Raw genomic sequence first — 13,818 nt, 5'->3', positions numbered from 1 at the left:
GACGAGCATTGCCTATGCTTTTGGTGTCCCTGGTGTGAACGCTTTATGACGTTGGCAGCCGGGGTAGAATTCCGCCGATGAAACGACTCGCGCTCTTCCTGCTCCTCGCCACCGCCGCAGCCCAAACCGCTCCCGACGCGCGCTTCGCGCCCGGCTACAACCGCATCCGCGAGCAGGACCTGCGCGCCGATCTCACCTTCCTCGCCTGCGACGCGCTCGAGGGCCGCATGTCGCTGCAGCCGGGCTCGGAGGCCGCGATCGAGTGGATTGCCGCCGAGTTCGCCAAGGCGGGCCTGAAGCCGGCCGCAGGCAACAGCTACTTCCAGGCGGTGCCGCTGATCGAATACCACACCGATCCCGCGGCTTCCCGCGTCGCGCTCGAGCGCGGCGGCAAGATGCAGAGCTTCGAGTACTTCAAAGACTTCTACGGCGGCTTTCCCTACGACCGCACCGTCCGCGGGCCGGTCGTTTTCGCCGGATACGGCATCACCGCGCCCGAGTTCAATTACGACGACTACTCGGGGCTCGACGCGCGCGGCAAGATCGTCCTCATCTTTGATCATGAACCGCAAGAGACAGACCCAGGTTCCGTCTTCAACGGGGTCGGCAACACGCGCCACGCCAACGCGCGCCTGAAGACGCTGAACGCGCAGCGCCACGGCGCCATCGGCGTGCTGCTCGCGCCCGAGCCCAATCGCAAGCACCCGTCGAACATCGAGCGACTGGCGCGCATCCCCGGCTTCATGGAGCGCTTCCAGAAGATGCCGTCGCAAGCCATCGCCGAAAGCGAGGTGAAGATTCCGCTCTACAACATCAGCGACGCGGTCGCTAACCAGCTCCTGGCAACCGCGGGGAAGACGCCCGCCGAACTTCAATCCTCAATCGATTCCACGCTCAAGCCCGCTTCCATGCCGCTGCCCGACACGGTCGTCGAGATGACGATCGCCAACGCCTCCACGCGCCGCGGTACGACGCGGAACGTCGTCGGCCTGCTCGAGGGCAGCGACCCGGCGCTGAAAGCCGACACCATCGTCTACAGCGGACACTTCGACCACGACGGCGCGCGCGACGGCAAAATCTTTCACGGCGCCGACGACAACGGTTCCGGCACCGTCGGCGTAGTCGAGCTGGCGCGCGCCTTCGCCGCCAATCCTGCGCGGCCGAAGCGGTCGTTGCTGTTCGTGGTATTCGCCGCCGAAGAACGGGGCCTGCTCGGCTCCTACTACTACGCGGCGCACCCGCTGCGGCCGCTGGAAACCACGCGCGCCGTGATCAACTTCGACATGATCGGCCGCAACGAGGCGCCCAGCACGCAGACCGAAGGCCTCACGCAGATTTCGCCCGACACGTCGAACGAACTCGGCCTGATCGGCGCCAACTACAGTCCGGACTATCGCGCCGCTGTCGAGGCAGCTAATCGTGCCATTGGCCTGCGCCTCACCTACAAGTGGGACGACGACGCTGCTCTGAACGTCTTCCAGCGCAGCGATCAGTTTCCCTTCGCGCTGCACGACGTTCCCGCCGTGTGGTGGTTCACCGGTTTCCATCCCGACTATCACCAGCCCAGCGACACGGTGGAGAAAATCAATTTCACCAAGATGGCCAACATTCTCCGGCTCGCGTACCTCACCGGCTGGAGGTTTGCGGACGAAGCCGCGAACCCGCGTTTTCTGCCTGCAAAACAGGACCCTCGGGGATCCGGTGATCGGTGATAGCGCGGGTGCAGGTATTGGAGGAGGATTTTGTTATGGATACTGGATCGTGCTGGTTGTGTATGAGCAAGACTCGAATGGAACCTATCACGTCGCTAGAGAAGACGTGATCGGTTTTGTCCCCCTCAGTTGCAGTTAAGGGAGCCTTGGATAAGTCCAGAGAAGTGTGCTTGTGAAGAAGATCGGTTGGCTGATTCCAGTCTTAATTGGCTGTCAGGTGATACCTGCACAAACTGCCGGTCCCAGGAATCGCGAGCTCGTTGACGCACTCCGAAGCCCGGGCGGACTGCGGGAGGCTGTCAGACTTAGCGGAGGGAGCTACTCGGTCGACCTGTTAGGCGAGAGTTTCATGAGCTATGACGACCTGGAGACCTTATCAAATGATAGCGATATCGTTGTCGCCGGGGCGCCGATCAGCAATGCCTGCGAACTTGCAGATCAGGGTAGAACGATCGTTACGGTGTACGACGTTCGAGTGAGCGAATCGCTGAAAGGAAACGTCCCGGTGGGAGGCGTTCTGCGCGTTGCTTTGCCCGGAGGCAAGTATCAATTCCCTGAGGGTGTTGCAGAGGTCCAAATGTCGAGCCTGCACAGGCTGCTGAATGATCACCGCTACGTTCTTTATTTGCAAGGTGCGCGAGGTTCGCCTTCGTTCAGTCCATCCGGTCTCGGACAGGGCATCTTTGAGATCAGCTCAGGTGGGAACGTCAGGTCCTTCGCAACGCCAGGGCTAAACCGCAAACTGTACGCCCGCACGAACGGTGTGGAGGTAGATTCGTTCTTGGCAACAGCGCGCGAGACGGCCCGGCGTTCGAAGCCACGAGTTGAGCATCCACACTCTCAATAGACTCTCTCAGAACGGGAAGCGGTTTCAGACCGAATCCTTATCACCAAAGCCCTTGTCATAGGGCGGTTGGAAGCGGACCGGAAGCAGATTCCGCTTCTGCATTCGCGCACCCACCGAAGGCAAGAGCGGCCGAATTCGGCGAAAAAACGGCGGGCGAGGGCGCCCGCCGCTACATCGTCGAGATTCGGGTCGAAAGCAGGCCTGAAGGCCCGCTCCACCCGTTCAATGGCTATTTCTGGTTCTCCCCTCCACTCGCCGCTCCCGCCGCCGCCCCTGATCCTGACGCCGGCGTCGCCGGCAGGATGGTCTGCGTCGGGTTTTCGGCGCGTTTTTGCTCCGGGCCGCGGGCCGGCGTGGACGCCGGCAGCGGCTTGCGCGGCAGCATCGAGTCGCGCATGGCGGCGTTGTAGACGAACGACGCCACGATGACCGCGTTCTGCATCATGTCGGCGCGCTGGATGCGCTCGTAGACGTCCATGTTGCTGTGGTGCGTGCGGGTGGAGTACTCGACCTCGTCTTGGATGAACTGGAAGCCGGGCAGGCCGACGGCGTCGAACGAGAGGTGATCGGTGCCGCTGGTGTTGCGCAGCGAGATGGCGCCGGCGCTCAGGTCGCGGAACGGCTCAAACCAGCGCTCGAAGATGGGCACGACCGCCGCGTTCTCCTGGCAGTAGATGCCGCGGATGCGCCCGGTGCCGTTGTCCACGTTGAAGTAGGCGGCGAGCTTGGCCTGCTCGGGCTTGAGGGTGAGCGGGCCGGACTCACGCCGGAGGTTGGCGGGAAGGTCGCGCTCTTCCGGACTCGGATCGGGGCGCGAGCCGAAGTGTTCTTTGGCGTAGGCGCGCGAGCCCAGCAGTCCTTCTTCTTCGCCGGTCCAGAGCGCGATGCGGATGGTGCGCCGCGGCTTCAGGTCGAGCGCCTTAAGGATGCGCATGGCTTCCATCATGACGGCGCTGCCGGCGGCGTTGTCGGTGGCGCCGGTGCCGGTGTGCCAGGAGTCGAGGTGCGCGCCCAGCATCACGACTTCGTCTTTCAGCTTGGGATCGGCGCCGGGGATTTCGGCGATGGTGTTGTACTGCGTGGCGGCGTCGTCATAGAACTTGGTGCGGACGTCGAGTTCAAGCTCGACCGGCACGTCGCGCTTGAGAAGGCGCGAGATGCGACCGAAGTGCTCGATCGCCATCGAGAGGGTGGGGACCAGCGCCTGGCCGTTGTTGCGCCAGCCGTTGCTCACGCCCTGCACGAAGACGGTGCCGCCGTCGCCGCGGCTGGGCTCGACCACGGCGAGGACTTTTTCATCGGCCCAAAACTGGCGAACGGCCTCGCGCAGCTTGCGGAGGCGGGCAAACTCTTCGCGGGTCTGCGGACCCTGCGGCCCGCCGCGCCGTTCCGGCGATGGATCGTAGGCCGCGACTTCGGCCAGCGACTTGTCGTCGTAGCGGCTGAGGTCGGCCTTCTCGTGCGGCTTCACGTCACGCATGTCGCCGTTGAGCACGACCATGCCGGCGAGTTTGCCGCGGTATTTCTCCAGGTCTTCGATCTTTTCGATTTTCACGGCAATGGCCTTGCCCTTGACCGCGCCGTTGGTCCCGGGCGACCAGGCGAGCGGATAAGCGATGAGCGGCGCCACGTCAGGCGCGGTCATGCGGACGTTGACGTATTCCTGCGACCATCCGCGGCCGAACGGGCCCCAGGGCTCCAGGTGCGCGTTGGCCAGGCCCCAGGCGGCGAACTGGTCGCGCGTCCACTGGTTGGCGCGCTTCACGTTGGGTGAGCCGGTGAGGCGCGGGCCAATGTTGTCGGTGAGCTCGCTCATGATCTCCATCACCTTGGAGCGGCGGAAGCCTTCGTCGCGGATGCGGGTGAGGACGTCGAGGTCGGGATCGTCGGTGGAATTCGCGGCGGCTGCGGCGTAAACGGTCGCGGCCGGAATGAGGGCGAGCGCAATGGTGACGACCGCCGCCAGCAGGCGGCGCAGATGCTGCGACTGCGTGGACATGGCAATTTCCTCTTTAAGACCCGGAGCACCGGAACAGAAAGGTCGCGCTAACGTTCTGGCGGCGGGAAATTTCCAATCAGGAATTCAGGCCAGAGAACTATATCACTGGCGCAGGGCAGCCTCTATAATGGCGGGCTTTTTCCACTTCGGCACTTAGCATTTAGCGCTTGGCATTGGGCCGTTAGGGTCCGCGCTTGACGGCCAAATCTGACTGCCACGTGCCAATTGCTAACTGCTGATTGCCAACTGCTGTTTTCGGGAGGACTGATGTTTCGACGCGCTTCATCCGCTCTCTTGCTCGTACTTGCCGTCTTCAGCTTCGCCGGCGCGGCCGAGGACAACGGCATGCTCGGCTACTCCGACGCTGCGGCGCGCAGCCAGCGCGAGTGGGAAACGAAGTTTCGCGCCATCCCTTCGGCTGACAACCAGCGCGAATACATGCGACGGCTTTCGTCGCGGCCGCACCACATTGGAACTGCGTTCGACAAGGAGAACGCGGAGTGGATCTTCGAGCTGTTCAAGTCGTGGGGCATCCAGTCGCAGATCGAGAACTTCGACGTGCTCTTTCCCACGCCGCGCGAGCGTGAAGTGGAGCTGGTGGAGCCAACGCGCTTCACGGCCAAGCTGCAGGAGCCGGCGCTGACCCAGGACCCGACGTCGGACCAGATCAAAGAGCAGCTTCCCACCTACAATGCCTATTCCGCCGACGGCGATGTGACCGCGCCACTGGTGTATGTGAACTACGGCATCCCAGCGGACTACGAGGAACTCGAGCGGCAGGGTGTTTCGGTGAAGGGCGCGATCGTGATTGCGCGCTATGGGCAGTCGTGGCGCGGCATCAAGCCGAAGGTCGCGGCCGAGCACGGCGCGGTCGGCTGCCTGATCTACTCCGATCCGAAAGACGATGGCTACGCGCAGGGCGAGGTGTTTCCCGCGGGAGCATGGCGTCCGGCGGACGGTGTGCAGCGCGGCAGCGTGATGGACATGCCGCTGTATCCGGGCGATCCGCTGACGCCGGGCATTGGCGCGGTGCCGGGCGCGAAGCGGCTCGACATGAAGGACGTGAAGACCTTCACCAAGATTCCTGTGCTGCCCATCAGCTACGGCGACGCACAGCCGCTGCTGGCGGCGCTGGCCGGGCCGGTTGCTCCGGCGAACTGGCGGGGCGCGCTGCCGATTACGTATCGCATCGGGCCGGGGCCGGCGAAGGTGCACCTGCGGGTGAAGTCGAACTGGAACACGGTGAAACTGTACGACGTGATCGCGCGCATCCCGGGCAGCACGCTGCCGGATGAGTGGATCGTGCGCGGCAACCATCACGATGCGTGGGTGAACGGCGCCGAAGATCCGATTTCCGGCCAGGTGGCGATGATGGAGGAGCTGCGCGCGTTCGGCGAGCTGCTGAAGCAGGGCTGGCGCCCGAAGCGCACCATTATTTATGCGGCGTGGGACGGCGAGGAGGAGGGCCTGCTGGGCTCGACCGAATGGGCCGAGCAGCACGCCGACGAGCTTCGGCAGAAAGCGGTGGCCTACATCAACAGCGACGGCAACGGGCGAGGGTATCTGCAGGCGGTCGGGTCGCACTCGCTGGAGAAGTTCGTGAACGAGGTGGCGCGGGACATCCAGGACCCGGAAAAAGACATGCCGATCTGGCAGCGGCTGAAGCTGCAACGGATCCTTGAAGCCAAGAACGCGGAGGACCGCGAGACGCTGCGCAAGAAGGCCGACCTGCGCATCAACGCGCTGGGCTCGGGCAGCGACTACACGGCGTTCCTCGACCACCTGGGGATTGCGTCGCTGAACCTGGGCTTCGGCGGCGAGGACTTCGGCGGGATCTACCACTCGATTTACGACGATTTCTACTGGTTCACGCATTTTTCCGACACCGACTTCAAGTACGGGCGCGCCCTTTCGCAGACGGCGGGCACGGCGGTGATGCGGCTGGCCAACGCCGACGTGCTGCCGTTCGCCTTCACCAATCTCTCCGACACGGTGAAGCGGTACATCAAGGAGATCGAGAAGCTGGCCGACGACCAGGCCGACAAGATCCGCGAGACCAACAAGGAGATTGAGGAAGGCGTGTTCGCGGCGACCAACGATGTGAAGCGTCCGCTGGTGGCGCCGAAGGCGGAGCCGGCGCCTCCGCACCTGAACTTTGCGCCGCTGGAGAACGGTTCCGACGCGCTGGCGCGTGCCGCCGAGCGCTACGACCGGGCGATGACGCGCGCGCGCAAGAACGGCGGCGCGCCGCTGGCGCAGAGTTCGATGGCGGCGCTGAACGCGCAGCTCATCCTGAGCGAGCGCAAGCTGACGCTGGATGCGGGCTTGCCGATTCGTCCGTGGTTCAAGCACCAGCTCTACGCGCCGGGGTTCTACACCGGCTACGGCGTGAAGACGATTCCCGCAGTGCGTGAAGCGATCGAGCAGAAGAACTGGGCGGAAGCCGACGCCGCGGCCGCGCGCGTGGGCAAGATGCTGGAAGGCACGGCGGCGCTGATCGATTCGGCGGCGGAGAAGCTGGAGCAGGCGGCGAAGTAGTTCTACGTCCAGCACAGAGGCACAGGATCAGGAAGAAACACGGAGCAGCTCAGTGACTCTGTATCTCTGTGGCGGATTTTTTGTGGTTTAATCGCGCCACCCATGCGCCCCACACTCCTCGACTGGTCTGCCGTTGCCGGCTACCTGCTGATCACGCTCATCCTAGGGCTGTATTTCCGCCGCAAATCGGGGCAGAGCACGGAGGACTACTTTGTCTCCGGACGCGACGTGAGCTGGTGGCTGGCCGGCACTTCGATGGTGGCGACGACGTTTGCCGCCGACACTCCGCTGCTGGTCACCGGGCTGGTGTACACGCAGGGCATCGCGGGGAACTGGTTGTGGTGGAGTTTTCTGCCGTCAGGAATGATGACGGTGTTTCTCTTCGCGCGGCTTTGGCGGCGATCGGAGCTGCTCACCGACGTGCAGTTCGCCGAGCTGCGCTACTCGGGCAAACCGGCAGCGTTCCTCCGCGGATTCCGCGCCGTCTATCTCGGGCTGCTGATGAACTGCCTCATCCTGGGATGGGTGGCGAAGGCGATGATCACCATCCTCCACGACCTGCTGGGGGTTTCGAATTTGCAGGCCACGCTCATCTGCGTGCTCGTGCTGGTGCCGTTCACCGGGATTTACGTCACGCTCGGCGGACTGTGGGGCGTGCTGTGGACGGACCTGTTCCAGTTCGTGCTGAAGATGGGCATCGTGATTGTGGTGGCCTACTACGCGGTGAGCGCGGCCGGAGGAATGGGCGCGCTGCTGGCGAAGCTGAGCATGGCGCGGCAAGTGGCGATCGCGCAGCCGGGCGGCGCGGGGGCTGGCGATCCGACGGCGCTTCTGCCGCATTCCAGCGCGATCACGGCAGCGCCGCTGTGGACGGTGCCGGTGCTGACGTTCCTGGTTTTCCTGTGCCTGCAATGGTGGGCGTTCTGGTATCCGGGGGCGGAGCCGGGCGGCGGCGGATACATTGCGCAGCGCATCTTCAGCGCGCGCGACGAGCGCCACGGGCTGCTCTCGGTGCTGTGGTTCAACGTGGCGCACTACGGGCTGCGTCCGTGGCCGTGGATCCTCACGGGCCTCGCGGCGATTGTGCTCTATCCGAACCTGGAGCAGCCGGAATCGGGATACATGCGGATTGTGGGCGACCATGTGCCGCATGCGTTCATGGGAATCGTGATCGCGGGATTTCTGGCGGCGTTCATGTCGACCGTGGCGACGCAGCTGAACTGGGGCGCGTCGTACCTGGTGGCCGATTTCTACCGGCGCTTTTTGCGGCGCGACGCCAGCGAGGCGCACTACGTGAACGCGTCGCGGGTGGCGACGGTGCTGCTGGTGATCGCATCAGGGCTGGTGGCGTGGGGGCTGACGTCGATTCGCGCCGGCTGGCAGTGGGTGCTGGAACTGGGCGCGGGGACGGGCGCGGTCTATCTGCTGCGCTGGTACTGGTGGCGCATTAACGCCTGGAGCGAGATCGCGGCGATGGCGACGGCGCTGGTGGTGTCGCTGGCGCTGCGGATGGCCGAGCCATTTCATGGATCGGCAACGCTGGTGTCGGCCGAGAACGCGATCGTGACCACGGCGGTGACCAGCATTGTCTGGGTCATCGTCACGTTTGCAACGCGGCCGGAGCCGGACGACGTGCTGATGCGCTTCTATCGGAAGGTGCGTCCGCACGCGGCGGGATGGCATCCGGTGGCGGCCAAAGCGCCCGACGTGCCGCGCACGCGCGACCTGGGAGCGAACCTGCTCTCGTGGGTGCTGGGCTGCGGGATGGTGTACGCGGCGCTGTTTGGGGTGGGGAAGATTCTGCTGCACGAGGCGGGGCTTGGGGTGGGGCTTATGGTTGTGGCGGCGGCGTGCGCCGGCGGGTTGTACTGGAACCTGGAGCGGCAGGGGTGGGGAGCGGAGAACGCTGCGGGCAAGTCCGCACGAACGACACGATAAAGTTGTCAGTTGCCGGCTGCCAGTTGCCGGTTGAAACACCGCCCTCGAGAGTTGGCGGTTGTCAGAACGGGAGAGGGGACCATGCCGAACAGTGATCGAGACCCTGTCGCCTGGCAGAAGGGAATCGTTTTCGTGAAAGAAGTCTATGCCGCCAGCGCCTGTTTCCCACGCGAAGAGATGCACGGCCGAATTATCAACGGCTTGATAGCCTCGCTCCAGTCCTAGGGGTTTAACTGGCAACTGGCAACCGGCAACTGACAACTCGCTCAAACCCCTCCCGCGCACCTTCCTGTCCCATTACCAACTGTGTTACCTTACACCCCGTCCAGAGTGGCTCTGTTCGGGGTGAACCCTGAACGGATGGGCCCCCAGAACCGGCGCCGGCGCCGAGCAAAGGCCGGAGGGCCGGTACCCGTCCGACGCGCTTCACAGGCAGCCGTTTTGCGGCCCGCGTGCCTCGCGCACGCCTGTGCGTTTTGCGCCTGGGAGCGTGGCTGGGCGCGCGGTTTCAGCAGGGAGTCCTGCAACATGGTGCTCGGTTTCGGTTTTAACAAGACGAAGGTCCTGGCGGCGGCGGAGAAGTACGTCCAGCAGGGCAAGCTGCAGAATGCCATCAACGAGTACCTGAAGGTCGCCAAGGAAGACCCCAAAGAGCTGACGGTGCTGAACACCATCGGCGACCTGTACGCGCGGCTGGGACAGACCGAGCAGGCCATCAGCTACTTCAAGAAGGTTGGCGATTCGTACGCGGGCGGCGGCTTCACGGTGAAAGCCATCGCCATGTACAAGAAGATCACCAAGCTCAGCAACACGTCGACCGACTGCATCCTGCGTATGGCTGAGCTTTACACGCAGCAGGGCCTCTACTCCGATGCGCGCGCGCATTACATGCAGGTGGCCGACCTGTACATGCGCGTCAACGAGCTGCAGCAGGCGGCGAAGATCTTCCAGAAGATGCTGGAACTGGATCCGGAGAACGCGGCCATGCAGTCGAAGCTGGCCGACCTCTACCTGCGTCTGGACAAAAAGGACGAAGCGCGCAACATCTTCTTCTCGGCGGCGCAGTCGCTGTATCAGCGCGGCGCGCACGATTCGGCCGACGAAGCGCTGGGCCGCGTGCTGCGCATCGAGCCCACGAACACGGCGGCGCTGCTGCTGCGCGGGAAGATTGCCGTTGAAACGGGCGACTCGGCCGCCGCCGTCAAGCACCTGGAGCAGATCCCCAACATTGATTCGCGTCCCGAAGCGCTCACTTTGCTGCTCAAGGCCAGGCTGATGACCGGCAACCTGGGCGAGGCCGAGCCGGTGGCCAAGAAGCTGCTCACGGTGCACAACGATCCGGCGGGCATCACCGCGTATGCCGAGGCGCTGATGACGGGCGGCAACTTCGAAGGCGCGCTGCGGGTTTACGAAAATTATGCCGACCGCCTGCTCAAGGGCAACGCGGCTGCGACCTTGCGGGCGCTGCACGGCTCGATCGCGCGCATCAAGGAGAATCCGGCGGCGCTGGAGATGCTGCTTTCGCTCTATCAGCGCGCCGGGGAGAGCACGAACCTGGGCGAGGTCACCGAGCTGCTGGCGCACGCTTACGTGCAGACCAACCAGCTCGCCAAGGCGCGCGACCTCTACCAGGAGCTGGCGAAGATGGAGCCGGAAAACGCGCTCCACATGCAGCACTATCGCCAGATGGTCTCCAAGCTCGGCGAAGACCCGGCCACGCGCGAGCTTTCCAAGGAAGAAGGCTCGCAGGCCTTCATGGTCGACGAGCTGGAGATCACCGCGCCGAACCTGGTGCAGGAGTACGACGAACTGACCGGCGATGCGATCAAGGCGGCGCTGACCGATTCCGAGCTGCTCGATTCCTACAACATGCCGCAGAAGGCGATCGATCCGCTGGAGGCGGCGCTGCCCAAGGCGCCGCGCGATGCACGCATGAACCACCGCCTGGCGTCGCTGTACGTGCGCGCGGGCCGGTACGCCGACGCGGCGCGCTGCTGCAGCGTGCTGAGCGAGGTCTACTCCGAGGCGGGATTTGCCGACCAGGCGACGCAGTACGGCGAGATGGCCACTCGCTATCGCGCGCGCGGGCCGGCCGAACCTGTGTCCGCCGTTGCCGCGGCGGCCGAGTTTGCCGTCGAGGCGCCGGCTGCCGAGCCGCCTCCGAAAGCCCAGCCGACGCACAAGGAAATCGATCTCTCCTCCGAGTGGGAGAGCATGGCCGTGGCCGAGCCCGAGCCGGGCACGCCCGAGGCGGAAGAAGCCGCCAAGGCCAAGGCGGCCGCCGCCGAAGCCGCCGCCGCCGAAGCCGCTGCGAAAGCCGCGGCCAGGGCCGCGCCGGTCGCTTCAACGGTCACCGATCTGCTCGACGAGGCGCGCTTTTACATTTCGCAGGGCATGTGGAACGAGGCGCGCTCGGCCCTGGCGAAGGCCGCTGAATCGGCGCCCGAGTCCACCGAAATTCGTGACCTGCGCGCACAGATCGAAGCCGGCAGCGTGCCGGCCCAGGTTGCACCGGAGCCGGTCGCCCCCGTTGTGGAAGCTGCGCCGCCTCCGCCACCACCGGCAGGCGCCGCGCCTCCGCCGGCTCCGCAGAGGCAGGCGGCCGCGGCGGCGTCGACCAGCGCGCTGGGAGATTTGGTTTCGGACCTGGAATCGTCGCTGGGCGACGACTTCGCCGTGGCCGAGCCGCCGGCTCCCGCCAAGCCGGCAGCGAAAGCGCCGGCCGCGCCTCCGCCGGCCCCGCCAGCGGCCCCTGCAGGGGCGCCGGTTTCAGCTGCGGCGGCAGCCGCGGAAGAGAAGTCGGTGCTCTCCGACTTGTTCGAGGAATTCAAAGAGGGCGTGGAAGAAGCCACACCCGAAGACGAAGATCCGCAAACGCACTACAACCTCGGGGTCGCCTTCAAGGAGATGGGGCTGCTGGACGAGGCCATCGGCGAGCTGCAAAAGGTGTGCCGCGCGCTCGACAACGGCGCCGAGTTCAGCGATCGGGTGCAGGCCTATACGTGGCTGGCCAACTGTTTCGTGGAAAAGGGCGTCCCACAGGCTTCCATCAAGTGGTTCGAGAGGGCGATCAAGTCCCCGGGGGTGGATGAAGAGACGCGCATGGCCATCCGCTACGAGATGGGAGCGGCGCACGAAGCGGCGGGCGACAAGAAAGCGGCCCTGCAGCAGTTCATGGAAGTGTACGGCAGCAACATCGACTACCGCGACGTGGCCGAGCGCATCAAGGCGCTGCGAGCGTAGAATCCGGTCTGGATGGACTCAACGCCACAGGCCCCTCAAAGGCGCACCGGCGCCTCCGCTGACGACGGCAGCTCGCGGGCTGAAGCTCCCATCCATTCGCGGTTGAGCCTTTTTACCGACACCGCCGAGCCCGCCCAGCCCTACCTGGTCAGCTCCTCCGCAGGAGGCGCCGGACGCGCGCCCGTGCCCCGCATGTCGCGCTGGACGCAGCGCATCTTCCTGGTAATCTTCGTCATCTTCTGTATCGAGTTGGGCATGCTGCTGGTGGTGCTGCCCTGGCTGCCGGTGTGGACCAGCAATGGCTTGCTGGCGCGCTTCCCCGGCTTGCGGGAACTGGCGGCGCACAACTTCGTGCGCGGCGCCATGTCGGGCATGGGACTGCTCGATATCTGGATCGGCATCTGGGAAGCGGTGCATTACCGCGAGAAATAGTTGCCAGTTGCCAGTCAGTTCACAGTTCACATTCACAATCCTCTTCCACGCGTCTTCACCGCGGGATCGGGCTGCGTTTTCGTGTCGCAAACTGTGAACTGTAAACTGTAAACTCCTGACGGCCGGCAACTGGCAACCGGCAACTGCTTCCATGGACAAGCCTAAGAGCTTCCGCGCCCCGCTCGCATACGAAAACAGGGCCTTTCTGGAGAGTCCGGACGGGCGTCCACTGCGCATTCTCTCCGAGTACCTGGAGCCGCTGGCGCGGTTCCGGCGCGAGCGCATCCAGGACACAGTTGTGTTCTTCGGCTCGGCGCGCTTCCACAGCCACTCCGACGCGCAGCATGCGCTTGAGCTGCTGGAAAAGCCCGGGTCGGCGAAGCCGGCGGCGCCCGATCAGCAGCCCAAAACGCCGGGGCGCGGCGAGGGCGACGCCGACGAACTGCAGGTCAAGCTGGCGCGGGCGGCGGTCGAGATGGCGCGCTACTACGAGGCGGCGCGGCAACTGGCGGGCATGCTGACCAAGTGGTCGATCCAGCTTCCGTTCAAGCGCAACCGCTTCGTGGTCACCACCGGCGGCGGTCCGGGAATCATGGAAGCCGCCAACCTGGGGGCGTGGGAAGCGGGCGGAAAGACCGTCGGCCTGAATATCCGGCTGCCCTTCGAGCAATTGCCGAACCCTTACATCACGCCCGCGCTGAACTTTGAGTTCCACTACTTCTTCATGCGCAAGTACTGGTTCGCATATCTGGCGAAGGGACTGGTGATCTTCCCCGGCGGCTTCGGCACGCTCGACGAGCTCTTCGAAATCCTGACGCTGGCGCAGACCGACAAGCTGGCGAAGAAGATCCTGGTGGTGATTTACGGGCGGGACTACTGGAAGCGGGTGATCAACTTCGAGGCGCTGGTGGACAGCGGGGCCATCTCGCCCACCGACGTGAACCTTTTCCGCTTCGCCGATTCACCGGAAGAGGCGTTTGAATTCCTGCGCGACGGGCTGACCAAATACCACCTGGGCAAGCCGGGCGGCAAACCCAAGTCGCCGGAGATCGCGAAGACAAGGCCGTAAAAACCGCAGTTGGCGATTCGCAGCGGCCAATCGGCGCCTG

Annotated in this window: 8 protein-coding genes; 7 read left to right on the top strand and 1 reads right to left on the bottom strand. The window is 64.7% G+C overall.

The features are described 5' to 3' along the window. Nucleotides 1-77: 77 nt before the first annotated feature. Nucleotides 78-1,712, top strand: coding sequence for a M20/M25/M40 family metallo-hydrolase (locus tag VFA60_11520; protein HZQ92414.1), 1,635 nt, complete (start codon nt 78-80; stop codon nt 1,710-1,712). A 349-nt stretch (nt 1,713-2,061) separates the two neighbouring features. After that, entirely contained in the window at nt 2,062-2,559 is a 498-nt protein-coding gene (locus VFA60_11515; GenBank protein HZQ92413.1) for a hypothetical protein, read from the top strand. A 229-nt stretch (nt 2,560-2,788) separates the two neighbouring features. On the opposite strand, the gene VFA60_11510 is transcribed toward VFA60_11515, so the two are convergent. Then, the gene (locus VFA60_11510; GenBank protein HZQ92412.1) at nt 2,789-4,558 is read right to left on the bottom strand and encodes a M20/M25/M40 family metallo-hydrolase; all 1,770 of its coding nucleotides are present in this window, start codon (nt 4,556-4,558) and stop codon (nt 2,789-2,791) included. A 267-nt stretch (nt 4,559-4,825) separates the two neighbouring features. Between VFA60_11510 and VFA60_11505 the strand changes: the two genes are divergently transcribed. From VFA60_11505 to VFA60_11485, 5 genes are all read left to right on the top strand, one after another. Further along, complete coding sequence (locus tag VFA60_11505; protein ID HZQ92411.1) at nt 4,826-7,096, top strand: M28 family metallopeptidase; 2,271 nt, start codon at nt 4,826-4,828, stop codon at nt 7,094-7,096. Between the two features lie 102 nt (nt 7,097-7,198). Then, nucleotides 7,199-9,034, top strand: coding sequence for a sodium:solute symporter family protein (locus VFA60_11500; protein ID HZQ92410.1), 1,836 nt, complete (start codon nt 7,199-7,201; stop codon nt 9,032-9,034). Between the two features lie 528 nt (nt 9,035-9,562). After that, nucleotides 9,563-12,277, top strand: coding sequence for a tetratricopeptide repeat protein (locus tag VFA60_11495; GenBank protein ID HZQ92409.1), 2,715 nt, complete (start codon nt 9,563-9,565; stop codon nt 12,275-12,277). A gap of 102 nt (nt 12,278-12,379) precedes the next feature. Continuing rightward, nucleotides 12,380-12,709, top strand: a complete 330-nt coding sequence (locus VFA60_11490; protein ID HZQ92408.1) for a hypothetical protein — start codon at nt 12,380-12,382, stop codon at nt 12,707-12,709. A 151-nt stretch (nt 12,710-12,860) separates the two neighbouring features. After that, entirely contained in the window at nt 12,861-13,778 is a 918-nt protein-coding gene (locus VFA60_11485; GenBank protein ID HZQ92407.1) for a TIGR00730 family Rossman fold protein, read from the top strand. Nucleotides 13,779-13,818: the final 40 nt, after the last annotated feature.

This window comes from Terriglobales bacterium, assembly GCA_035651995.1.
Classification (GTDB): Bacteria; Acidobacteriota; Terriglobia; order Terriglobales; family Acidobacteriaceae; genus DASRER01.
Note: the sequence above shows the minus strand (reverse complement) of the source record. Positions and strands in the feature narration are given on the sequence as shown.

Coding starts and splice junctions, on each gene's coding strand:
- VFA60_11520 (HZQ92414.1), top strand. CDS start 78: ATGAAACGACTCGCGCTCTTCCTGCTCCTCGCCACCGCCGCAGCCCAA.
- VFA60_11515 (HZQ92413.1), top strand. CDS start 2,062: ATGAGCTATGACGACCTGGAGACCTTATCAAATGATAGCGATATCGTT.
- VFA60_11510 (HZQ92412.1), bottom strand. CDS start 4,558: ATGTCCACGCAGTCGCAGCATCTGCGCCGCCTGCTGGCGGCGGTCGTC.
- VFA60_11505 (HZQ92411.1), top strand. CDS start 4,826: ATGTTTCGACGCGCTTCATCCGCTCTCTTGCTCGTACTTGCCGTCTTC.
- VFA60_11500 (HZQ92410.1), top strand. CDS start 7,199: ATGCGCCCCACACTCCTCGACTGGTCTGCCGTTGCCGGCTACCTGCTG.
- VFA60_11495 (HZQ92409.1), top strand. CDS start 9,563: ATGGTGCTCGGTTTCGGTTTTAACAAGACGAAGGTCCTGGCGGCGGCG.
- VFA60_11485 (HZQ92407.1), top strand. CDS start 12,861: ATGGACAAGCCTAAGAGCTTCCGCGCCCCGCTCGCATACGAAAACAGG.